We start from the raw sequence: 21,585 nt of genomic DNA, 5'->3' as shown, positions 1-21,585 counted from the left end.
TTCTTTATCCTACGAGTTTGTCGTAACCAGCCTTGTCGAGAAGTCCCGAAAGCTGGCCTTCATCGGAAAGCTTCAGCTTGAACAGCCAGCCTTCGCCTTCAGCAGCCTGATTGATGAGAGCCGGATCGCCCGAAACGGCTTCGTTAACTTCAACCACTTCCCCATCGACTGGAGCGTAAACATCGGAAGCGGCCTTGACCGACTCCACAACCACAATGCCTTCGCCCTTGGAAACGGTGCGACCGACTTCCGGCAAATCTACGAATACGAGGTCGCCGAGCTGTTCCTGTGCGTGGATCGTAATGCCGACAGTGGCAACGCCACCTTCGACGCTGATCCACTCATGATCTTCGGTGAACAGGATATTGGCCATGGATATCATCCTTTGCGATAGCGATGCGGTGTGAAGGGAAGTGCCGACACGTCTACGGGAACCTTGTTGCCGCGAACGTCAGCGAAAATGCGGGTGCCTGGGACTGCGAGGCTTGCCTCGACATAACCCATGGCAACAGGAAAACCTGCCGATGGACCAAAACCACCGGAAGTAACGGTGCCAATCTGGCGACCGGACTCATCAAAAAGGTCAGCTCCACCGCGTACTGGCTGGCGGCCTTCCGCTTTGAGGCCAACGCGCTTGGCTGCGGCGCCCTTTGCAATTGCGTCCAGAACGGCCTTTGCGCCGTTGAACGCGGCCTTTTCGCGCACGGGTTTGGTGATCGCCCACGTGAGACCCGCCGAAACAGGATCGGTTTCCGGCGTTATGTCCTGACCGTGCAGGCAGAGACCGGCTTCAAGGCGCAGACTATCGCGGGCAGCAAGGCCGATCCATTTGACGCGTTCGTCGGCCAGAAGCTTGGTTGCAAGTGCGCGCGCTTCATCAGCAGGCAGGCCGATTTCAAAACCGTCTTCGCCGGTATAGCCCGAACGGGTCATGAACCAACCAGCTTTGGGCTCAAAGCCGCTCATAAAGCTCAGTTCTGCGCCAGCCAAACCTGCATCATTAATGACGCTTTCGGCTTCCGGACCCTGAATAGCCAGAAAAACGCGATCCAGTGGATTGACCGTTACATCCTTGCCAGATGCTGCTTCATTGAGATGCTCGATATCGGCATCGGCATTGCCAGCATTGGCGACAACCATGAAACGGTCTTCGCCAAGACGCGTGACGATAAGATCGTCAAGAACACCGCCCTTGTCATTGAGAAAGAATGTGTATTTCGACTGACCGGTTTTCAGAACCGACGGATCAAGCGGACAGGTTTCGCTCAGCAGTGCGATTGCATCTGCGCCCGAAACGTCGATCAGCTTCATATGTGAAATATCGAAGAGGCCAACATGCTCGCGCGTGTGAAGATGTTCCTTCATCACGCCCAGCGGATAGGTGATCGGCATGTTCCAGCCGGCAAAGCCACCGAAGCGCGCGCCAGCTTCTTCATGCAGATCCTGCAATGGCAGGGTATTCAAGTGTGCGGTATCGCCCATAACAACTCCAGAGTCGCACGTGTGCCTCCGCAAAATGCGGTTGCTTCGTGCCCCTCTGTCTCAGGCCTGAGAGACTCGCATAGCTGAAAGCTACACTTACACCTTCGGCGCAGGGTTTCCCCCGACTTTCCAGAGTTGTCTTACCCGTCTGCGGTTCCTTGTACCTGAGAGATTTCGGGCTATTTCCCCTTCGGCGGCCAGTTGGCGCTCTCCCGCAGACAGACAGTGCAAGAACATCATTCAGCATGATGTCCCGGCACCCGACGAAACTCCCTTAACCCAATCCGGCGCGCAAGTCATGTGGAATTGTTGTCTCTAACCGACTATATCCCGGACTTTTGCGACAAAATCTAAAGCTGACGGGAGGTTCAGATTTATACTCTATAATACATGCATATTACGTCACCGACGAGGCCGCATGACCACCCTGCCCGACAACTTCACGAGTTTCTCTGTTCTCCACATTTTGTAGAGATCTTCTCGGCACGCAAATTTTTAAAGAAGTTTTAACCACTTAGCCGCCGAAGCAGCCTGAATTCTGGCGATTTCCCCACTTGGACAGATGATTGTGATGGCATGATGGCCGAGTTGCGTAAAAGGCGTGCAATTGACAAGCTTTAACGCATTGCAGCTATGCAAATCTGTCTCTCCAATTCGTAATGCTTCAAGCCTATATGCTGTTTGCAACAAAGAGATAAGATTTTACTAGGTGAGAGAAATGAACCTGATCCGCTCGTACAACAACTGGCGCCGCTACCGTAACACGGTAAACGAACTGAGCCGCCTGAGCCCACGCGAACTGAACGACCTTGGCATTCTTGCTTCGGAAATTCCGTTCGTTGCACGCAAGGCCGCTGCTCGCTAATAGCGCCTTCGGAAGGCATTGGCCTTCTCCAAGGATCGCGAGTCCCCATAACCGCGCGGTCCTACAGTTTCCAGAATATCACCGGGGTTTCTCCTCCTCCCATTTCCTCGGTGATTCAAGACCGGATGTCCTCCTCCCAAGTCCGGTCTTACCCATAAAATGCCCGTCGCCTCCTCCCGCGACGGGTATTTTCGTTTGTGGGGTTTTAAACTTCTTGCGAGGCGAGCCTCGCCGCACCGCGCCTGTCGAACGCAACCGAGATTGCGAAGACCACCAGGCCAGACAATGCAAGCAACGCACCGACTGTACCCGTCGATGTCCAGCCATAACCCCATGCAACCGCCAGCCCGCCGAGCCATGCTCCCAATGCGTTGGCAAGATTAAGTGCGGAATGGTTGAGGGCTGCGGCCAGCGTCTGTGCGTCCGCCGCCACATCCATCAGGCGCGTCTGCAAGGCAGGGACGAGCGCAAATCCGCCTCCGACCAGAAGCACGTTCAAAAATGCTGTCACCGGATGCTGCATGAGGATGGGGAATACCAGCATGACTGCCATATCATAGAGCAGCACCAAGCCAACCGTTCCCATGACCGAGCGATCCGTCAGTCGCGACCCCACTATATTGCCAAGCACCATGCCCAAACCGAACATGGCGAACACGAAAGGCATCCATTTCACATCAATATGCGAAACCTCGGTGACGGTCGCCGCAACATAGGTAAAGACGGAAAACAAGCCGCCCGTGCCGATGGCACCGATTCCGAGCGTCAGCCAGACCTGCTTGCGGCGAAATGCTCCCAGTTCGCGCAAGGGTGACGCTCCCGCGCCCGCAGGCTGTTTGGGCACATAGATCGCGACCAGCACCATAGTTAGAATTGCAATCAAGCCGACCGCGCCAAACATTGCCCGCCATCCGGCGATCTGACCGAGAGAAGTCGCAAGCGGCGTCCCACACAATGTGGCGACGGTCAGTCCCATCATCACCCGCCCCACTGCCTGCGCACGTTTGCCCGGCTCCGCCAATGATGCAGCGACAAGCGAAGCCACACCGAAGTAAGCCCCATGCGGGAAACCGGCGACAAACCGCATCATATAAAGACCGGCATAGTTCTGCATGAATGCGCTTGCGAGATTGCCAAAGGCGAACAGACCCATAAGCAGAAAGAGAAGCTTACGACGGTCCAGCCTTGCACCGATCACAGCCAGCACCGGAGCACCAATCAAAACACCAAGCGCGTAGGAACTGATGAGGTGTCCGCCTTGCGGTATAGTCACATTGAGGTCGCGAGCGATATCGGGCAGCAGCGCCATAATGGCGAATTCACCGGTGCCGATACCAAAGCCACCGATGGCAAGCGCTAGCTCCGCCAGTCGTATAGACGAACGTGGCGAAGTTTCCGGCGATGAAGCCGAAGGCAGAATTTCTGACATGAATGAGCCTGAAGAGAATGGAGGATGTCGGACAACCCTACCATTCCTTTCAGGCAATGGCGATACGCATTGTTGCATGCTTAGACGGCGCGGCGATAACAGATTATTTGGCCGCAACCAGCTCGATCTCGACCTTGAATTCCTCGCGCGTGAAGCCGGAAACGATCATCAGCGTCGAGGCTGGCGCCGGCTGCGGGAACAGCCTGTCGCGGACGTCCATATAAGGACGCATATATGCCCGGTCAGTGACGTAAGCGTTGATGCGCACGACATCAGAAAGCTCCATGCCGCCATCGCGCAGGATACGGCGAATATTCTCGAAGCAGAGTTCGGCCTGAGCGCCTGCGTCTTCCGGCACGCTGGCATCGGACGCGATACCGAGCTGACCGGAGCAGAAAATCATTTCAGCACCGGCTTCTACCTTGACGCCATGACTGTAGGCGGCAAACGGCGCTGCCATGTCAGCGGGTAGCAGATGTTTCAGAATAACCATCGTGGATCCTCAAGGTTTCGGTGCGGCAGCCAACATTTCTTTCAGCCGTACTGCCCCGGCAGCAATATCGGCCTCGGTCGGATTGATCCCGGCCGCCAGAAGGCGACGCGCGATCATATGATCCGCCGGGCGATTGATGGAATCGACAGCCAAAAGCCTGTCACCGGCAAAGTGGAAGATGGAGAATGCGTTCTCTTCCGGATTTCCTGAAAGGATATGCCGGTCCGCATCGAAGGAAAGGCCCGCCGTCTGCAACTTCATATCGCCCTGATCGGACCAGAACCAGGCGACCTCCCGAAACGGTACTTCGCGGCCGACAATGGTGCGCGCCACATGCTTTGCCTGATCGGTCGCGTTCTGCACGGATTCCAACCGAACCCGGCGACCGGCGTGAAAATGATCATAGCTCACGCAATCGCCAATAGCGTAGACGTGGCTGGCAGACGTACGCAGATGTTCGTCCACAACAATCCCGTTGTCGATCGCAAGCCCCGCTGCGACTGCAAGCTCCACGTTCGGCACCGCACCAGTGCCGATCACCACCATATCCGCCGGGAACACCGTCCTGTCTGCGGCCTTTACTCCGGTCACATGACCACCTTCACCCTCGATGGCCGTCACGCCGAGGCCGGTTAAAAGTGTGATATTAGCGGCACGGCTGCGCGCTTCCACATGGGCGGAGATATGCGTTGCAACAGAACGGCCCAGCACACGAGGCGCGGCTTCTATCAAAACCGTCTTCTTGCCAAGTGCGATTGCGCTGTGGGCCATTTCGAGACCGATGAACCCGCCGCCGATAATGACGACATTTTCGACATTCGGCATTGCCGCTGCGATGCGGCGTGCATCTTCCATCCGGCGTAGCGTAAAGACACCGTCAAGCCCGACACCCGGCACATTGGGAATACGCGCACGTGCGCCGGTCGCGAAGATCAGTTCAGACCAGTTCAGCACGCGCCCGTCATCAAGCGCAACTGTCTTGTCGGCAATCGATACGGCATCGACGTGATGGCCGAACAGCATCTCGATATTGTTATCGCGATAGGTTGCTTCCGGGCGAAGCACCAGACCGCCGCCTTCTGGAGCTTTCAGATAAGATTTGGAGAGCGGCGGCTTATGATAGGGAATGTCGGCTTCATCGTTGATGAGAACGATTTCGCCTGCATAGCCTTCCTGCCGAAGACTGATAGCGGCCTGCGAGCCGGCATGACCAGCCCCAATAATAATGCATCTGTCGTCCATAGGACCTCCGGAAATTTCCGCACATCATAAACGTGTCGCGGCCCGCCGCGTTGCCAAATAGCCACGGATTCACACCTTAATTACACGCAACTCGAATATTTAAAACATTTAGTTTGACCGATCGGTCAGATTGTTTAGTAGGATGCATCAAATCTGGTTTGACGCGCATCTTGTTCCGAAAACCGTCTCACACTTTCGGGATGCGCTCTAACGCCCTTGGCCCGAGCGTGTAGGAGTTGCAATCTTGAAACGATATTGGTCCGATTATACGAGCGAGGCATTCTCCCGCCTCGAGCGTGAAAAGCTCGTGGCGGTTCTGCCCGTCGGCGCAATTGAACAGCACGGACCCCACCTGCCGCTGGCGGTCGATGCCGCCATTGTCGACGGCATGGTGAAGGAAACAATCGCCCGCCTGCCTCAAACAAGCCACGCGCTTTTCCTGCCGACGCAGGCCATCGGCAAGAGCAACGAGCACAGTCTTTATCCGGGCACGCTGACGTTCTCGGCAGAGACAATTATTCGCATGTGGTGCGAAATCGGCGCATGCGTGGCAGCAAGCGGCGTTCGCAAGATGGCGCTTCTCAACAGCCATGGCGGCCAGATAAGCGTCATGGATATCGTGGCGCGCGAACTTCGCATTCGTCACAATATGATGGTGGTGAGTATCAACTGGTTCGGCCTTGGAATGCCGGAGGGCGTCTACAGCGACCACGACGCCAAGCACGGCATTCACGCCGGTGACATGGAAACCTCGGTGATGCTGGAAATGCATCCCGATCTTGTCGACATGTCGAAAGCACAGGATTTCCGTACCCTTACGGAAACTTTTGCACGTGATTTCAAGCATCTTTCACTGAGCGGCGGCGCAAAGCCTGCCTGGCAGATTCAGGATATCAATCCTTATGGCGCCGCTGGCGACGCCACGCTCGCGACGGCCGAAAAAGGTCGAGCGACCATCGATTTTGCCGCCGAGCGCTTGGTCGAAGTGCTGGCGGAGATCGAACGAGCGCCGCTTTCCTGGCTCGACAATCAACCCGCTTGGCAACCCGCCTGATAAGGACAATGAGCGTGGCCCCCAACTCGCAAGTTCCGTCCTCTCTGATCGCGATCGACGGCGTCTACAAGCAATATGGCACTGGTGTGATGGCTGTGAGCGATATGTCGCTCAAGATTGAACAAGGCCAGTTCGTCAGTTTTCTCGGCCCTTCGGGCTGCGGCAAGAGTACGGCGCTACGCATGATCGCCGGTCTGGAATCGATTTCTGCCGGTGATATCCGCGTCAACGGCCATGCTCCTGGCAAGGGTCCGGTCGGCGCACAGGATATCGGTTTCGTTTTTCAGGAACCGACGCTGATGCCGTGGGCCAGCGTTTTCGACAATGTCTATTTGCCGCTGCGTCTTTCTGCAATTTCCCGCAAGGAAGCAACCCCACGTGTTGAAGAAGCTCTGGCACAGGTCGGCCTGTCACGCTTTGCCAAGGCATTTCCACGGGAGCTGTCTGGCGGGATGAAAATGCGCGTCTCCATCGCTCGCGCGCTGGTTACACGTCCACGTCTTCTCTTGATGGATGAACCTTTTGCAGCGCTCGACGAGATGACGCGCTTCAAGCTCAACAATGACGTTCTGCGTCTTTGGCAGGAACATGGCCTGACGGTGATCTTCGTCACCCACAGTGTTTACGAGTCGGTCTATCTGTCGAACCGTGTCATCGTCATGGCGGCAAGACCGGGGCGCGTCGTTGCCGATATACCGATCATCGGCTCATATCCCCGTGCTGAAAACTACCGCACGACGGATGCTTACGCGAAATATTGCGCCAAGGTTTCCGATGCACTGACCGCGACGCTTTCCTCTGAAGATATAGATCACTGAGGACATGCAAATGAACCAGATGCAAAACGAACTGCCCGTTCTCAATTCCGAACAGGACCGCCTCGCCCGGCGTGAGCGCACCTTGCGTATCGTCATGCCGACACTGGCAATCATCATCGCACTTGGCATATGGGAAGGTCTCGTCCGCTACTATCAGGTGCCGCACTACCTGATCCCCGCGCCATCGCTCATTGCCGAAACGCTTTTCAAAGATGGCCCGTCCCTGATGGCGTCCATGTGGTTTACGGTAAAGCTGACCCTGATCTCGCTCGCCTGTGCCATTATTGGCGGCGTTCTGCTCGGCATGGTCTTCGCCTTGTCACGCCCGATAGAAATGGCGTTCTTTCCCTTCGCCGTTATTCTTCAGGTCACGCCGGTCATCGCTATTGCACCACTGATCCTGATCTATGTGCGCGATACATTTTCAGCCCTGTTGATCTGTGCATGGATCGTGGCGTTCTTCCCGATCCTCTCCAACACGGTAATTGGATTGCGCAGCGCCGACCACAATCTGCGCGACCTGTTCAAGCTCTACCGCGCTTCTCCATGGCAGCGCCTGCGCTATCTGCTGGCACCGAGCGCATTGCCCTATTTCATGGCCGCGCTGAAAATCGCCGGTGGCCTGTCACTGATCGGTGCAGTCGTGGCTGAGTTCGTTGCCGGTACAGCAGGCCAAAGCACAGGTCTTGCCTCACGTATTCTGGAATCGAGCTTCCGCAACGAAATTCCGCGCATGTTTGCGGCACTTTTCCTCGTCTCGCTGCTCGGCATTGTGATCTTCCTCATCACGAGCTGGCTGTCGCGCCTCGTCCTCGGGCGTTGGCACGAAAGCGAAATCCGTCGCGAGCGCTAAGATGCTGACTGGCGTGGCCATAGCCGGACTTTCCGGACACTACGACATCAAGATCGAAGGCGACCGCATCGCCTCGCTTGTGCCGTCGCAGACAGCGGATGTCGGACTTGTCACTCCGCTTTTCACGGACGTCCATGTTCATCTCGACAAGACCTTCACGATCCAGCGTATTGCAGAAAATGGCAGCGCCAGAGTGGATTGCTTGTTCGACGCCATAGACCTGATGGGCACGGACCGGAAGAACTGGAGTGCGGAAGATATCCGCACCCGTGCAAGCAAAGGACTTGAGGCTGCATTCGAACAGGGCGTCGGCGCAATGCGCAGCCATATCGACTGGACAGCGCCGGAAGTGCCGACTGCCTGGCCCGTTCTCAATGAATTGCGCGAGGAATGGAAAGGCCGGATCGACCTTCAGCTTGCAGCGCTTGTCCACGGTGATCTTGTGCTCGAAGCAGGCAGGCAAATAGCGGTCCGCGTTGCAAAAGACGGCGGCGTGCTCGGGGCATTTTTCTATCGCAATGCCGATCTTGAAGCCAAGATCGAAGAGATGTTCTGCCTCGCCGTGCAGCATGATCTCAACCTCGACTTCCATGTCGATGAAGGTCTGGATGTCGAAGCGGACGGGTTCTCGCTGATCGTATCGGCAACCAAACGCCATGGCATGGCGGGCCGGGTATTGTGCGGTCATGCCTGCTCACTGTCACTGCGCAAGCCGGACGAACTGCAGCGCATTCTTCATGCTGCTGCAGATGCAGGCACCGCGCTCGTTTCGCTGCCCACAACAAACCTCTATCTTCAGGACAGGCTTGGCGGCAAATCCCCACGCCTTCGCAGCGTTGCGCCGCTGAAAGAAGCGCGCGCAGCAGGCATGAATGTCATGCTCGCTTCCGACAATGTCCGCGATGCATTCTACCCTTATGGCGATTATGACCCGCTCGCCATTCTTCGTCTCGCAGCGCCTGTTTGCCATATCGAGCCGCAGGACTGGCTCGACAGCATCACCACCCTGCCCGCCCGCCTTATTGGCAGCAAATGCGTGCAGCAACCACAGGCAAGTGGCGTGGCCAGTTTTGTCTGGCACGACGCAATAGACCTGAACGATCTCATCAGCCGCCCGCAGGCGCGTCGCGTCGTCTGGCGCGATGGTAAAAAAGTTAATCGGAGAACCCCATGAATTCTGCCGCACCACAGCGCATCTATGACTGGGCCGCGTTTCGCGCCGAAATCGAAGGCATCCGCATCTATGACGACCCAAAGCAGGTCGAGCTGCGGTCCCGCGATTATTTCTGGTACAGCCCGATCCTGACCGAAGATATCGGCCATTATGTCGGCGACCTCGTCGTCATCCCGAAAGATCAGGATGAGGTGCGTCGCGTGGCGGCAGCCGCCGCAAAATTGCGTATTCCGATCACTGTTCGCGGTGGAGGTACCGGCAATTACGGCCAATGCGTTCCGCTTGAAGGCGGCGTCATTCTCGACATGACCAAGATCGATCGCATCATTTCCATCGAGCCCGGCAAGGTGCGCGTGGAAGGTGGCGCACGCATTTCACGTCTTGACGATGCCGTACGTGAAACCGGCCAGGAACTGTTGATGTATCCGTCGACCCGACGGATCGCCACCATTGGCGGCTTTTTCTCCGGTGGCTCCGGCGGCATTGGCTCACTGCGTCACGGCATGTTGCGCGATGATGGTAATGTCTATTCGGTCAAGGTTCTGACCGTCGAACCGGAACCGAAGATCATCGAGCTGACAGGCCGTGACATTCATAAGGTCCAGCACGCTTATGGTACCAATGGTATCATTCTGGAGCTGGAAATCGGTCTCACCAAGGCGACAGACTGGATACATACCGCAGCGCTTTTCGATAGTTACGAGGCAACGCTCAATTTTTGCCTCAAGGCGCTGGAAGAGAGCCTCGACTGCTATCTGTTGACCACAGTTGATCGCCGTTTTGCACGCTTTTACACCAAGTTCGGCAATCTTTTCCCATCCGATAAGGATGCGGTTTTTGCTATGATCGCACCGGAAGAAATGGCCCGTTTCGAAACGCTCGCCACCGAATTTGGCGGCAAGGTTTCCTTCGCCATGACGCTAGATGAATTGCACAAAAGCGGACTGCAGCCTGCTTATGAATGCGGCTGGAACCATACAACCTTGCAGGCGCTGAAAGCCGAGGAAGGCTGGACCTATCTTCAGGTCGCTTATCCGCGTCCGTTCAATGTCGATGTCGTTACACGCCAGATCGAGCGCTATGGCGAAACGCAATATATGCATCACGAAATGGCGCGCCTTGAAGGCGAAGTGCAGATTTTCGCGCTTCCGCTTGTGCGTTTTGAAGGTCGCGACGAGATGTACCGGCTGATCAAGGAACTGGAGCAGATTGACGGCTGCGATATCTACGATCCGCATGCCTACACCATCGAGGATGGCGGGATGAAGGAGATCGATAGCGTGCAGATCGAATTCAAGAAGCAAGCCGACCCATATGGCCTGCTCAATCCGGGTAAAACGCGCGGCTGGACCGCCGACATGGCTTTGACCGATTAAAACAAGGGGAACCAAAAATGAAAAAGACACTGGTTGCGGCTCTGGCTGCGCTTTCCATGGGCCTTTCCGCACAGATGGCCTATGCGCTCGACAAGGTGACGCTCGGCACCAACTGGCTGGCGCAAGCCGGTCACGGCGGTTTCTATCAAGCTGTTGCCGACGGCACCTACGAGAAATACGGCCTCGATGTGCAAATTGAAATGGGCGGACCACAGGTCAACAATCGCCCGATGCTGGCCGCTGGCCGCCTCGACTTCCTGCTGACCGGAAATCTGCTTCTGTCGTTCAATAACGTCGCTAACGGCGTGCCGACAACGGTTGTTGCCGCTTTCTACCAGAAGGACCCGCAGGCACTGATGGCGCACGAGGGCGCGTACAAGGATTTCAAAGATCTGACCAATGCCGACACAATCCTGATTTCGAAGGACGGTCAGTTCTCGTTCTGGCCTTGGCTCGTCAAGGACTTTGGTTTCAAGGACGAACAACTGCGCCCTTATGGCTATAGCCTCGCCCAGTTCCTCAACGACAAGAAGGCCGTGCAGCAAGCCTATGCGACCGCCGAACCAATCTATGCCGAAAAGGAAGGTGCAAAGGTCACGACCTATCTTCTCGCCGATTATGGCTACAGCACTTACGGCAACACGATCGAAACCCGCCAGGATCTGATCGAAAAGAACCCCGATCTGGTACAGCGCTTCGTCAGTGCTTCCATCGAAGGCTGGACCAATTTCCTCTACGGTAACCGCAGCAAAGCCTACGAATTGATCCTGAAAGATAACCCGGACATGAGCAAGGAAACGCTCGATGCGGAACTGGAGCGGATCAAGAACCTTCAGCTCATCGACAGCGGCGATACGCTTGAAAAGGGAATTGGCGCAATCTCGATGGATCGCGTCAAGGCGTTTTACGAACTCGCCCGCAAGGCCGGGATCGTCAGCGGTGACGAACTCGACATGACCAAGGTCGCGACCGATGCCTTCGTAAACAAGGGCGTGGGGCTCGACATCAAGAAGAAGCTGGGCCAATAACCCCTCCTCAATCGCGGCAGGTACAGATGAGCAACGGCGACGAGAATGACGACACCGAACTGACCGGACGGGACAAGGTTCTCGGACGCAGGCGGCGCATTCTCGGCGCAATACGAGCTGCCGCGATTGACGAATTTGCCGAAAAAGGCCTTGTGGGGGCATCCACGCAGGGCATTGCGCACCGCGCTGGCCTCACCAAGCCGCAACTGCATTATTATATTTCGAGCAAGGAAGAGCTTTACGAGGATATCATCGTCTATATCCTCGACGAATGGGAAGACATTTTCCTCGGAGCCAATACGGAGGACGACCCTGCCAAGGTTATCCGCCAATATATCCGTGCCAAGCTCGAATACAGCCAGAAGAACCCCAAGGCTTCGCGCCTTTTCACCACCGAAATCGCCAATGGTGCGCCCTATCTCGGACGCCACTGGACCAAACATCAGTCTGCAACCCAGAATGCAGTCCGTCTCATCCAGTCTTGGGTGGACGACGGTCGCATCAAGCCTGTCGATCCGTTGTTATTCCAGATGCATATATGGGCGGTTACCCAGCATTATGCGGACTTTGAAGCACAGGTCCGCAGCATGATGAAGCTCGACAAGGACGAGCCGCTCGACCTTGAACGGATCGAGAAAGAGGTTTCGACGCTATTTCTGCGTGCCTGTGGGCTGGAATAAAGTGCGCCCCGAAAAGGCATCGTTCCGGTTAGCGTAGCCCCTCAAGCTCCGCAATGCGCGCGGCGCTGTCTTTTTCCAACATTCTTGTCATTTCGCGAATGACCGTTTCCGCCAGAACAAAAAGCGCTGCCGACGAATCCCAGGCTGACGGCACAGCGGTACGTCCTGCCAAAACATGCCTCGCCACACGTGCGATTGGTGAAAGCCACTGGTCGGTAACAAGGATAACCTCCACGCCACGCGCCCGCGCCTTTTCAGCCAGTTTCAGAAGGCTGTCCTGATAGCGGCGAATATCGAACACCACCAGCACATCGCGCTTGCTCATATCGAGAAGGCGGTCACGCCAGACACTTTCCTGACCGCCCAAATGAAAGACATGCGGACGAATGACCGTCATATGCGCCGCCATATATTGCGCAATGGGATCGGTGAAACGCCCACCGATCAGGTAGACATTTCCCTTGGCGCCGCTCAAAGCCGAAACAGCCTGTCGCAACTGCCTTTCGCCGAGATGTCGGAAACTCTCACGGATATTCTCCAACGTATGTTCCACCGCCGGATAGGCAGTGTCTGGTCCGGTTCCCGGCTGCTCGTTGCGATGGTGTGGTGACTGCAACTGGGCTGCGAGCTCATCCTGCAAGCGCGCCTGAAAATCAGGATAGCTCTGAAACCCAAGCCTGTTGACAAAGCGCAAGATCGTCGGAGAACTGACACCGGCCAAACCGGAAAATTCCGCAACGGTTTTCAAGCCCAGCATCGGATAATTGGCGATCAGCGTCTGCGCTGCACTTCGCTCACCCGCCGGCATCGTATCGATCCGCTCATTGATCAGTTCCGCAACGCTTGCATGCACCGGCACAGCACTTCCTGTTTCAGCAGGCCCTTTTTGAATTTGGGCGAAATTGTGTTTGACAAATAATCATAGGACGTATCAAATAATCCGCAATAGCGCATAATTGGAAAAAACGTAACATAAGTTACAGCGCGGGGAACGAATAGAATGACGGACGAGCGAGAACATCGCACGGCTTCGTGTGAGTCTGTTTCTGTCTTCAACAAGGATGGGGAAAGCCCCTATCTCTTTGTCTGCGAACACGCATCCAATTTCATCCCCGAGACTTTCCAGGGACTCGGCTTGAACGCTGATGCCCTGAAGGCACATATCGCCTGGGACCCCGGTGCAATCGAAGTCGCAAGACATCTCGCTACGTCTCTCGATGCGCCTCTTGTCGAAAGCCATCTTTCGCGACTGTTGATCGATTGTAATCGCCCGCTCGACGCCCACGACCTCATTCCGGAAATCAGCGAGACGACCGTGGTGCCCGGAAATCACGCGCTCAACTCCATCGAACGTCTGGCGCGTATCGATCTTTCTCACCGCCCATTCCACACTGCTGTCGAACACGTGATTGCAGAGCGTACACGACGCGGATTGCCATCCTGGATCGTAACGATCCATTCCTTTACGCCAGTCTATCGCGGTGCCGCTCGACCCTGGCAGATCGGAATCATACATGACGAGGACGACCGGATCGCGAGGCCACTGATCGCCGCGCTGCGGGAAAACGTAAGCCTCAATGTCGGCGTCAACGAACCCTATTCGCCAGCCGACCGCGTCTACTACACGCTCGAACGACACGCACGCCCTCGCAACGCCCCCTGCGTGATGATCGAACTCCGCAACGATGAGATTGCCGATGGTCCGGCACAAACTGCCTGGGCCGAAAAGCTTGCAACGATATTGAAGGACATTGCGGAAGCAATCGGTCTTCCCAACACGGAACAGAAAGCCTGAAGGAGCCGGAAATGCCGAAACCGATCAGACTGTTCGTCAAATACATTGATGCATTGAATTACTATGTCGGGCGCTTCGCGATGTATCTTTTCTTCGTGCTCGGCGCATGCCTTCTGTATTCGACTTTTTCGCGCGTAGTCCTCGGCGTGCCGGTCAACTGGGTCTTGGAAATGTCCCAGTTTCTGCTCTCCGCCTATTATCTGCTCGGCGGCGCTTATGCCATGCAGCAGGGCGCGCACGTACGAATGGACCTGTTCTTCGACCGCCTTTCCCCGCGCAGGAAAATGATTACCGACATGATCACCATCCTGTTCATTATCTTCTATCTTGGAGTGATGGTCGCGGGCGGCATTTCATCGACCAATTACGCAATCGTTTACAGCCAGAAGAACTATACCGCCTGGGCGCCACTTCTTTGGCCGATCAAGCTCATCATGACGGTCGGCATTCTTCTTCTGCTGCTGCAATGCGTCTCCAATTTCTTCAAGGACTGGGCATCCCTGCGTGGAAAGCCGATCAGCACCATTGCGGGTCCTGCCATTGAGGAAGGGCATCACATATGAGTTCGGAATTCATTACGCTCTTCATGTTTGCAACCATGATGGTACTGCTCATGACCGGGCAGCGCGTATTCGGCGTGATCGGTTTCGTCGGGTCACTCGCCGCGCTCCTGCTTTGGGGCAAGGGCTCATTTGAGATGCCGTATAACGCCACCTTTGCGGTGTTGAACTGGTATCCGCTTATCACGGTGCCGTTCTTCGTCTTCATGGGCTACATGCTCTCGGAGTCCGGCATTGCCAGCAATCTCTATCGCATGTTCCACGTGTGGTTCGGCGGCATTCGCGGCGGTCTGGCGCTTGGAACGATCGGCCTGATGGTCATCATCTCCTGCATGAACGGCCTGAGCGTTGCGGGCATGGCAATCGGCGCCACCGTGGCACTCCCCGAATTGCTGAAACGTGGCTACAACAAGGTTATGGTAACGGGCGTCATCCAGGCTGGCAGCTCGCTTGGCATCCTTATTCCGCCAAGCGTGGTGCTTGTTCTCTATGCGATGATTGCCCGGCAGCCGGTTTTACAGTTGTGGCTTGCAGGTATAGGCCCCGGCCTTCTCATGGCCGCGCTCTTTGCGATCTACATCTATATACGTTGCCGTTTCCAGCCCGAGCTCGGGCCGACATTGCCGCAGGAAGAACTGGACAAAATCACGTGGCACGATCGTTTTGTCACTCTGCGCGCAGGAATTCTGCCGCTCGTCGTGTTTGGCGCAATGATGGGACTGTTCCTCACAGGCGTTACCAGCCTTGTGGAAAGCTCCGCCGTCGGCGCGCTACTCGCGACACTTGCCGCGCTTTTCACCGGACGCCTCAACAAGACTGTCTGGGAAACCACGACACGGAACAGCCTTACCGTCACCTGCATGTTCCTCTGGATCATTCTGGCCGCGCTTTGCTTCTCGTCGGTCTATGACGGTCTTGGAGCGGTAAAAGCCATCGAAAGCATATTGCTCCATACTTTCGATCTGTCGCCATGGACAATTTTGGTGCTGATGCTGTTTTCGTTCATCATATTGGGCATGTTCCTTGATGACACGGCGATGCTGGTCATCGTAGCGCCGCTCTACATACCGCTGGTAAAGAGCCTCGGCTTCAACGCCATCTGGTTTGGTGTACTCTACACGATCACCTGCCAGATCGCATATATCACGCCGCCCTTCGGGTACAATCTGTTCATGATGCGAGCGCTGGCACCAAAAGAAGTCACACTGATAGACATCTATCGTTCAATCGTGCCTTTCTTCTTCCTCATGGTGCTGACCATTATCATCCTGATGATCTTCCCGCAGATCGCGATGTGGTTGCCAAACTGGTACACCGGACGATGACGATAATTACAGGAGAATACGCATAAGTCGGTAACAAGAGCCCGAAGGGCCAGGCCGGACAAATAAAGGGTGAACTCAAACAAGAGTGGGAGAATGGGCATGAGTGAGAATAGTAAGCTTAACAAACGCGATTTTCTCAAGAAAGCCGGGTTAACGACCGTTGGTGCGCTGGGTGCAAGCACGCTTGCAACGCCTTATGTCAGGGCACAAAGCCCGATCAAGTGGCGTCTCCAGACCTATGCGGGCCCGGCCCTTGCCGAGCATGTCATCAAGCCGTCGATTGATGCTTTCAACAAAGCGGCCAACGGCGACATGGTGATCGAACTTTATACTGCCGACCAGCTTGTGCCGCAGGGCGAGCTTTTCCGTGCCGTTCAGTCCGGCACAATCGACGCCGCGCAAAGCGACGATGACTCCATGGCATCGCCAGTCGATGTGGCTGTGTTTGGGGCTTATTTCCCCTTTGCATCACGCTACAGCCTTGACGTGCCAGCACTGTTCAACTGGTATGGACTCAATGAAATCTGGGAAGAGGCCTACAAGGAAATTCCCGGTGTTACCTGGCTCAGCGCCGGTTCCTGGGATCCCTGCAATTTCGTGACCACCAAACCGATCCGCAGCGTCGCTGACCTGCAGGGGCTTCGGGTCTTCACCTTCCCAACCGGCGGGCGCTTCCTGACCAAATTCGGCGTCGTGCCAGTTACGCTGCCATGGGAAGATATCGAAGTCGCAATCCAGACTGGCGAGCTCGACGGCGTCGCGTGGTGTGGCGCGACCGAGGCCTATACGGTCGGCTGGGCAGACATCAACAAGTACTATCTGACCAACAACATCAACGGTGCATGGGCCGGCTCCTATTTCGCGAATACCGAGAAATGGGAAGCCGTGCCGGATCACCTGAAGACCCTGTTCAAGCTGGCGATGGATTCATCGCATTACTATCGTCAGCACTGGTACTGGTGGGGCGAAGCTCACTATCGCACCACCGGTGGGAAACTGGAACTGACCACCATTCCGGAATCGGAATGGAAGCAGATCGAGGATGCTGCACAGGAGTTCTGGGACGACATCGCACAGAAGAGCGAGCGCAACGCAAAAGTCGTCGCAATCCTGAAAAAATATCAGGAAACCATGCGAGGTGCGGGCGCCCCTTACCGCTACGCCTGACGAACAAAGGCGCCGTGCATTCGCGCGGCGCCTCTCACTTCATTCCGTGGGAGCACAGCAAATTAAATGGCCGGACAACTGACATTCGATGCATTGAAAAAAGCCGTTGCAAATGACGAAATCGATACCGTTCTCGCATGTTTCGTAGACATGCAGGGACGCTTGATCGGCAAGCGCTTCTATGGACAATTTTTCGTGGAATCTGGTTATGACGAGACCCACGGCTGCAATTATCTTCTCGCCGACGATATCGATATGGAGCCGGTGCCTGGCTACGAGGCCGCTGGCTGGGACAAGGGGTACGGTGATTTTGTCATCAAGCCGGACCTTTCAACCTTGCGTGTCGCCGCCTGGCTGGAAAAGACGGCCATTGTGCTCTGTGACATACTCGATCACCACGACCACGAGGATCTAGCGCACTCTCCGCGCGCTATTCTTAAGAAACAACTGGCACGCCTGCATGAGCGCGGCTATCGCGCTTACTTCGCATCCGAGCTTGAATTCTATCTTTTCGACGAAACCTACAAGACGGCTCGCACCAAGCATTGGCAGGATATGGAAACCGCCTCGCCTTACGTGCAGGATTACGTCATTCATCTGACCACCAAGGAAGAGCCAGTCCTGCGCGCGATGCGCAACCAGCTCGCGGCAGCAGACATTCCGGTAGAAAACTCCAAGGGCGAATGGGGTCCGGGACAGGAAGAGCTGAATGTGCGCTATGCCGAAGCTCTCGAAATGGCGGATCGCCATGTCATCATGAAGAACGCAATGAAGGAAATCGCCGAGGCACATGGAAAGTGCATCACCTTCATGGCGAAATACGATTACGGCAAGGCTGGAAGTTCAAGTCACGTGCACAATTCCATCTGGAGTGCCGACGGCAAGGAATCGCTCTTCTTCGATCCGAAAGCGCCTTATACCATGACGCCGCTGATGCGTTCGTGGGTGGCGGGGCAGCTCAAATATGCCACCGATTACACCTATTTCCTTGCACCTTACATCAATTCCTACAAGCGTTTTCAGGCAGGTACCTTTGCGCCGACGAAAATCATGTGGAGTCCGGATAACCGCACTGCGGGCTTCCGCCTGTGCGGCGAAGGCACGAAAGGCATTCGCATTGAATGCCGTATCGGCGGTGCCGACCTCAATCCATATCTGGCCTTTGCCGCGCTTATCGCAGCAGGCCTGAAAGGGATAGACGAGCAACTGGAACTTGAAGACCCCTTCGTCGGCGATGCTTATAGTGCGGTCAAGCTCAAGGAAATTCCCTACACGCTGCGCGAGGCTGCACAGGCACTTAAGAACTCTGCATTTCTCAAGGAGGCATTCGGAGACGCTGTAGTCAATCATTATGTCCATACCGCCCATTGGGAGCAGATCGAGTACGACCGGCGGGTGACCGACTGGGAACTACATCGCGGTTTCGAGCGCTATTGACCCGTGTGACCGATCCCGAAATGAATGACGAAGTAGCAGGTTTCAGAGGAAATTACAGATGAGCGGCACGGCCAAGATCATCTCTCCGATAGACGGCTCGGTTTATGCCGAGCGTCCCTTTTTGAACGAGGCTGCAATCGCCTCGGTGGTGACTGCCGCACGCAACGCGCAAACAGGTTGGGCTCAATCAAGCATCGCTGAACGCGCCCGCTATTGCCGCGCCGCGCTCGACGCTCTCGCTGCGATGCAGGATGAGATTATCCCGGAAATTGCGTGGCAGATGGGACGACCAACGCGCTATGGTGGCGAAAATGGCGGCGTTCAAGAACGCGGCCAGTATATGATCGACATCGCCGAAGAAGCGCTGAAGCCTTATGTACCGGCACAAAAGGACGGCTTTCGCCGGTATGTCAAACACGTTCCGCTCGGCGTTGTTCTGGTGATTGCGCCATGGAACTATCCTTATCTCACGGCGGTGAACACGATCATTCCGGCATTGATGGCCGGAAACACCGTGATCCTCAAACACGCAACACAGACGCTTCTGGCCGGTGAGCGTTTTGCAAAGGCCTTCGAGAAGGCCGGGCTGCCAAGGGGCGTCTTCCAGAACATCGTTCTTGATCACGCATCAACGGAAAAGCTGCTGGCATCCGGGACAATCGACCACGTGAATTTCACCGGCTCGGTCGGTGGCGGGCGCGCCATCGAGAAGGCTGCCGCAGGCACCTTCATGACGTTGGGGCTAGAGCTTGGTGGCAAGGACCCGGCCTATGTGTTGCCCGATGTCAATCTGGAACACGCCGTCGCCAATCTGGTTGACGGTGCATTCTTCAATTCCGGCCAGTGCTGCTGCGGGATAGAACGCATCTATGTTCATGAAGTTGTCTATGATCGCTTCGTTGATGGTTTTATCGACTTGACTAAGCAATATGTGGTCGGCAACCCGCTTGATAGTTCAACGACGCTTGGACCAATGGCGCAAGCGCGTTTTGCCGATCTTATCCGCGAGCAGAAGGCTGAAGCTTTGCGCAAGGGTGCGAAGGCTCATGTCAATATGAGCGTCGAGAACGACCGCGCGGGCTCCCCCTATGTTGCGCCTGAAGTCCTCACCAATGTCGATCACCAGATGAGCGTCATGCGCGAAGAGAGCTTCGGCCCCATCGTCGGCATCATGAAAGTACGCAATGACGAGGAAGCCCTCGCGCTCATGAACGATAGCATCTATGGCCTCACCGCATCGCTATGGGCCTCCGACGCGGACCACGCCGCCGCACTCGGCGACCGCATCGAGACGGGCACGGTTTTCATGAACCGCTGCGACTATCTTGATCCCGCCCTTGTCTGGACCGGGGTGAAAGACACCGGCAAGGGCGCAGCCCTGTCGCCCATCGGCTACGGCAATCTCACGCGACCGAAATCCTTCCATCTGCGCGAGAAAATCTGATCTGACTTGAGTTTCTGGAAAGCAATCGACATGACCACTTTGACTGCCAAATGGAATTTCCCCACCACTGTGCTTTTTGGCCCAGGCCGTATCAAGGAATTGCCTGCCGTCCTTAAAGGCGCTGGCATTCAGAACCCGCTTTTTGTGACCGATCCCGGCCTGGCAAAGCTTCCTGTTGTGGCATCCACGCTCGCTATTCTTGATGAAGCCGGTGTAGAATACGGTGTTTTCTCCGAGGTCAAACCGAACCCGGTCGAAAGCAATCTCTATGCGGGCGTTGAGGTTTTCAAGAACGGTAAGCATGATGGCGTGATCGCCTTCGGCGGCGGTTCGGCGCTGGACCTCGGCAAGTTGATTGCCTTTCAGGCAGGGCAGACACGACCGGTTTGGGATTTCGAAGACATCGGCGACTGGTGGACCCGCGCCGACAGCAATGCCATTGCGCCAATCATTGCCGTACCGACCACTGCTGGCACCGGATCGGAAGTGGGGCGTGCGGGCGTTTTAACCAACGAAGCGACCCATACCAAGAAGGTCATTTTCCACCCAAAGATGCTACCGGTCACAGTCATTGCCGATCCCGAGCTTTCCACCGGAATGCCGCCTTTCATCACCGCAGGTACAGGCATGGATGCGCTGGCGCACTGCCTTGAAGCCTATTGCGCTCCGGGATTTCATCCGATGGCTGATGGCATCGCGGTGGAAGGTATCCGTCTGGTTTTTGAAAACCTTCCCACCGCCTATGCCGATGGCAAGAATATTGAAGCGCGGGCAAACATGATGGCGGCGGCCGCGATGGGTGCAACAGCCTTCCAAAAAGGGCTTGGCGCGATTCATTCGCTGTCGCATCCCATCGGTGCCCTCTATGATACCCATCATGGCATGACGAATGCGGTTTTCATGCCCTATGTCCTGCTTCAGAACCGATCCGCCGTCGAAAAGCGTATAGAACGGCTTGCCGATTATCTCGGCATCAAGGGCGGTTTTGATGGGTTTTTGGCCGCCATCATGAAATTACGCAGCGATCTGGGGGTCCCCAACACACTCCCTGAATTCATCAAAGGCCTCCAAATGAACGACACCCGGAAGGACCTGATTGCCGAGATGGCCATCGTTGATCCGACGGCTGGCGGCAACCCAATTGAGTTGACAAAAGAACGCGCGTTGAAGTTGCTAAATGCCGCACTCGAAGGTAAGGTCTGAAACGCTAAATTCAGGCTTGGCAAAGGCCATAAGAGGTAAGCATCGCACCACCTATGGCGGGGGGCGATGCATTGGGGAGCGGGTTCTTGGGGAGGAGCCTGCTCCCTTTCATTTTGTACGCATTTTCACATAGCTGCAAACCTTGAGTTGCCAGCATATA

General features: G+C 55.8%; 21 protein-coding genes and 1 riboswitch. Of the genes, 15 read left to right on the top strand and 6 right to left on the bottom strand.

What is annotated here, in order from left to right:
- Nucleotides 1-4: 4 nt before the first annotated feature.
- Together gcvH and gcvT are read right to left on the bottom strand one after the other, a co-directional pair.
- Nucleotides 5-373 carry a glycine cleavage system protein GcvH gene (gcvH, locus tag FIB18_RS00965; RefSeq protein ID WP_140018969.1) on the bottom strand — a complete coding sequence of 123 codons (369 nt, stop codon included), beginning with the start codon at nt 371-373 and terminating at the stop codon, nt 5-7.
- Between the two features lie 5 nt (nt 374-378).
- Complete coding sequence (gcvT, locus tag FIB18_RS00960; protein ID WP_140018968.1) at nt 379-1,482, bottom strand: glycine cleavage system aminomethyltransferase GcvT; 1,104 nt, start codon at nt 1,480-1,482, stop codon at nt 379-381.
- A gap of 141 nt (nt 1,483-1,623) precedes the next feature.
- Nucleotides 1,624-1,707: riboswitch (glycine riboswitch) on the bottom strand.
- Nucleotides 1,708-2,200: 493 nt separating this feature from the next.
- On the opposite strand from gcvT, the gene FIB18_RS00955 reads away from it, so the two are divergent.
- Entirely contained in the window at nt 2,201-2,347 is a 147-nt protein-coding gene (locus tag FIB18_RS00955; RefSeq protein ID WP_007879540.1) for a DUF1127 domain-containing protein, read from the top strand.
- A gap of 205 nt (nt 2,348-2,552) precedes the next feature.
- On the opposite strand, the gene FIB18_RS00950 is transcribed toward FIB18_RS00955, so the two are convergent.
- The 3 genes from FIB18_RS00950 to FIB18_RS00940 all read right to left on the bottom strand — a co-directional run bounded on the left by FIB18_RS00950 (nt 2,553) and on the right by FIB18_RS00940 (nt 5,511).
- Nucleotides 2,553-3,776 (bottom strand): MFS transporter, encoded by a 1,224-nt coding sequence (locus tag FIB18_RS00950; RefSeq protein WP_140018967.1) that lies wholly within the window; start codon nt 3,774-3,776, stop codon nt 2,553-2,555.
- A 103-nt stretch (nt 3,777-3,879) separates the two neighbouring features.
- Nucleotides 3,880-4,269 carry a RidA family protein gene (locus FIB18_RS00945; protein WP_140018966.1) on the bottom strand — a complete coding sequence of 130 codons (390 nt, stop codon included), beginning with the start codon at nt 4,267-4,269 and terminating at the stop codon, nt 3,880-3,882.
- A 9-nt stretch (nt 4,270-4,278) separates the two neighbouring features.
- Nucleotides 4,279-5,511 (bottom strand): NAD(P)/FAD-dependent oxidoreductase, encoded by a 1,233-nt coding sequence (locus FIB18_RS00940; protein ID WP_140018965.1) that lies wholly within the window; start codon nt 5,509-5,511, stop codon nt 4,279-4,281.
- Between the two features lie 244 nt (nt 5,512-5,755).
- On the opposite strand from FIB18_RS00940, the gene FIB18_RS00935 reads away from it, so the two are divergent.
- Genes FIB18_RS00935 through FIB18_RS00905 form a run of 7 tightly spaced genes read left to right on the top strand, consistent with a single transcriptional unit; the run spans nt 5,756 to nt 12,494 of the window.
- Complete coding sequence (locus FIB18_RS00935; RefSeq protein WP_140018964.1) at nt 5,756-6,565, top strand: creatininase family protein; 810 nt, start codon at nt 5,756-5,758, stop codon at nt 6,563-6,565.
- Nucleotides 6,566-6,573: 8 nt separating this feature from the next.
- Nucleotides 6,574-7,383, top strand: a complete 810-nt coding sequence (locus FIB18_RS00930; RefSeq protein ID WP_140018963.1) for an ABC transporter ATP-binding protein — start codon at nt 6,574-6,576, stop codon at nt 7,381-7,383.
- 10 nt (nt 7,384-7,393) lie between these two features.
- The gene (locus FIB18_RS00925) at nt 7,394-8,236 is read left to right on the top strand and encodes an ABC transporter permease (protein WP_174977372.1); all 843 of its coding nucleotides are present in this window, start codon (nt 7,394-7,396) and stop codon (nt 8,234-8,236) included.
- Nucleotide 8,237: 1 nt separating this feature from the next.
- On the top strand, nt 8,238-9,410 hold the full coding sequence (locus FIB18_RS00920) for an amidohydrolase family protein (RefSeq protein ID WP_140018962.1): 1,173 nt from the start codon (nt 8,238-8,240) through the stop codon (nt 9,408-9,410).
- Nucleotides 9,407-10,786, top strand: a complete 1,380-nt coding sequence (locus tag FIB18_RS00915; RefSeq protein WP_140018961.1) for an FAD-binding oxidoreductase — start codon at nt 9,407-9,409, stop codon at nt 10,784-10,786. The genes FIB18_RS00920 and FIB18_RS00915 overlap by 4 nt, the downstream gene beginning before the upstream one ends.
- 17 nt (nt 10,787-10,803) lie before the next feature.
- A complete protein-coding gene (locus FIB18_RS00910; protein WP_140018960.1) occupies nt 10,804-11,814 on the top strand; it encodes an ABC transporter substrate-binding protein in 1,011 nt (336 codons plus the stop codon).
- A 26-nt stretch (nt 11,815-11,840) separates the two neighbouring features.
- On the top strand, nt 11,841-12,494 hold the full coding sequence (locus FIB18_RS00905; protein WP_140018959.1) for a TetR family transcriptional regulator C-terminal domain-containing protein: 654 nt from the start codon (nt 11,841-11,843) through the stop codon (nt 12,492-12,494).
- Nucleotides 12,495-12,522: 28 nt separating this feature from the next.
- Here FIB18_RS00905 and FIB18_RS00900 read toward each other — a convergent pair whose 3' ends face one another.
- Nucleotides 12,523-13,302, bottom strand: a complete 780-nt coding sequence (locus FIB18_RS00900; protein WP_235894816.1) for a MurR/RpiR family transcriptional regulator — start codon at nt 13,300-13,302, stop codon at nt 12,523-12,525.
- 192 nt (nt 13,303-13,494) lie between these two features.
- Here FIB18_RS00900 and FIB18_RS00895 point away from each other — a divergent pair, with 192 nt between their 5' ends.
- From FIB18_RS00895 to FIB18_RS00865, 7 genes are all read left to right on the top strand, one after another.
- The gene (locus FIB18_RS00895) at nt 13,495-14,289 is read left to right on the top strand and encodes an N-formylglutamate amidohydrolase (RefSeq protein ID WP_140018958.1); all 795 of its coding nucleotides are present in this window, start codon (nt 13,495-13,497) and stop codon (nt 14,287-14,289) included.
- 11 nt (nt 14,290-14,300) lie between these two features.
- Nucleotides 14,301-14,852, top strand: coding sequence for a TRAP transporter small permease subunit (locus FIB18_RS00890; RefSeq protein WP_140018957.1), 552 nt, complete (start codon nt 14,301-14,303; stop codon nt 14,850-14,852).
- Entirely contained in the window at nt 14,849-16,174 is a 1,326-nt protein-coding gene (locus FIB18_RS00885; RefSeq protein ID WP_140018956.1) for a TRAP transporter large permease, read from the top strand. Before FIB18_RS00890 ends, FIB18_RS00885 begins: the two co-directional genes overlap by 4 nt.
- Before the next feature lie 99 nt (nt 16,175-16,273).
- Nucleotides 16,274-17,341 (top strand): TRAP transporter substrate-binding protein, encoded by a 1,068-nt coding sequence (locus FIB18_RS00880; protein ID WP_061346993.1) that lies wholly within the window; start codon nt 16,274-16,276, stop codon nt 17,339-17,341.
- Nucleotides 17,342-17,407: 66 nt separating this feature from the next.
- Nucleotides 17,408-18,778, top strand: a complete 1,371-nt coding sequence (locus FIB18_RS00875; protein WP_140018955.1) for a glutamine synthetase family protein — start codon at nt 17,408-17,410, stop codon at nt 18,776-18,778.
- A 58-nt stretch (nt 18,779-18,836) separates the two neighbouring features.
- The gene (locus FIB18_RS00870) at nt 18,837-20,222 is read left to right on the top strand and encodes an aldehyde dehydrogenase family protein (RefSeq protein ID WP_140018954.1); all 1,386 of its coding nucleotides are present in this window, start codon (nt 18,837-18,839) and stop codon (nt 20,220-20,222) included.
- 30 nt (nt 20,223-20,252) lie between these two features.
- On the top strand, nt 20,253-21,425 hold the full coding sequence (locus FIB18_RS00865; protein WP_140018953.1) for an iron-containing alcohol dehydrogenase: 1,173 nt from the start codon (nt 20,253-20,255) through the stop codon (nt 21,423-21,425).
- The last annotated feature ends 160 nt before the right edge of the window (nt 21,426-21,585 follow it).

This window comes from Brucella pecoris, assembly GCF_006376675.1.
In the GTDB taxonomy this organism is placed as follows: Bacteria; Pseudomonadota; Alphaproteobacteria; order Rhizobiales; family Rhizobiaceae; genus Brucella; species Brucella pecoris.
The sequence above is the reverse complement of the archived record's forward strand: the minus strand, read 5'-3'. Positions and strand labels throughout refer to the sequence as shown.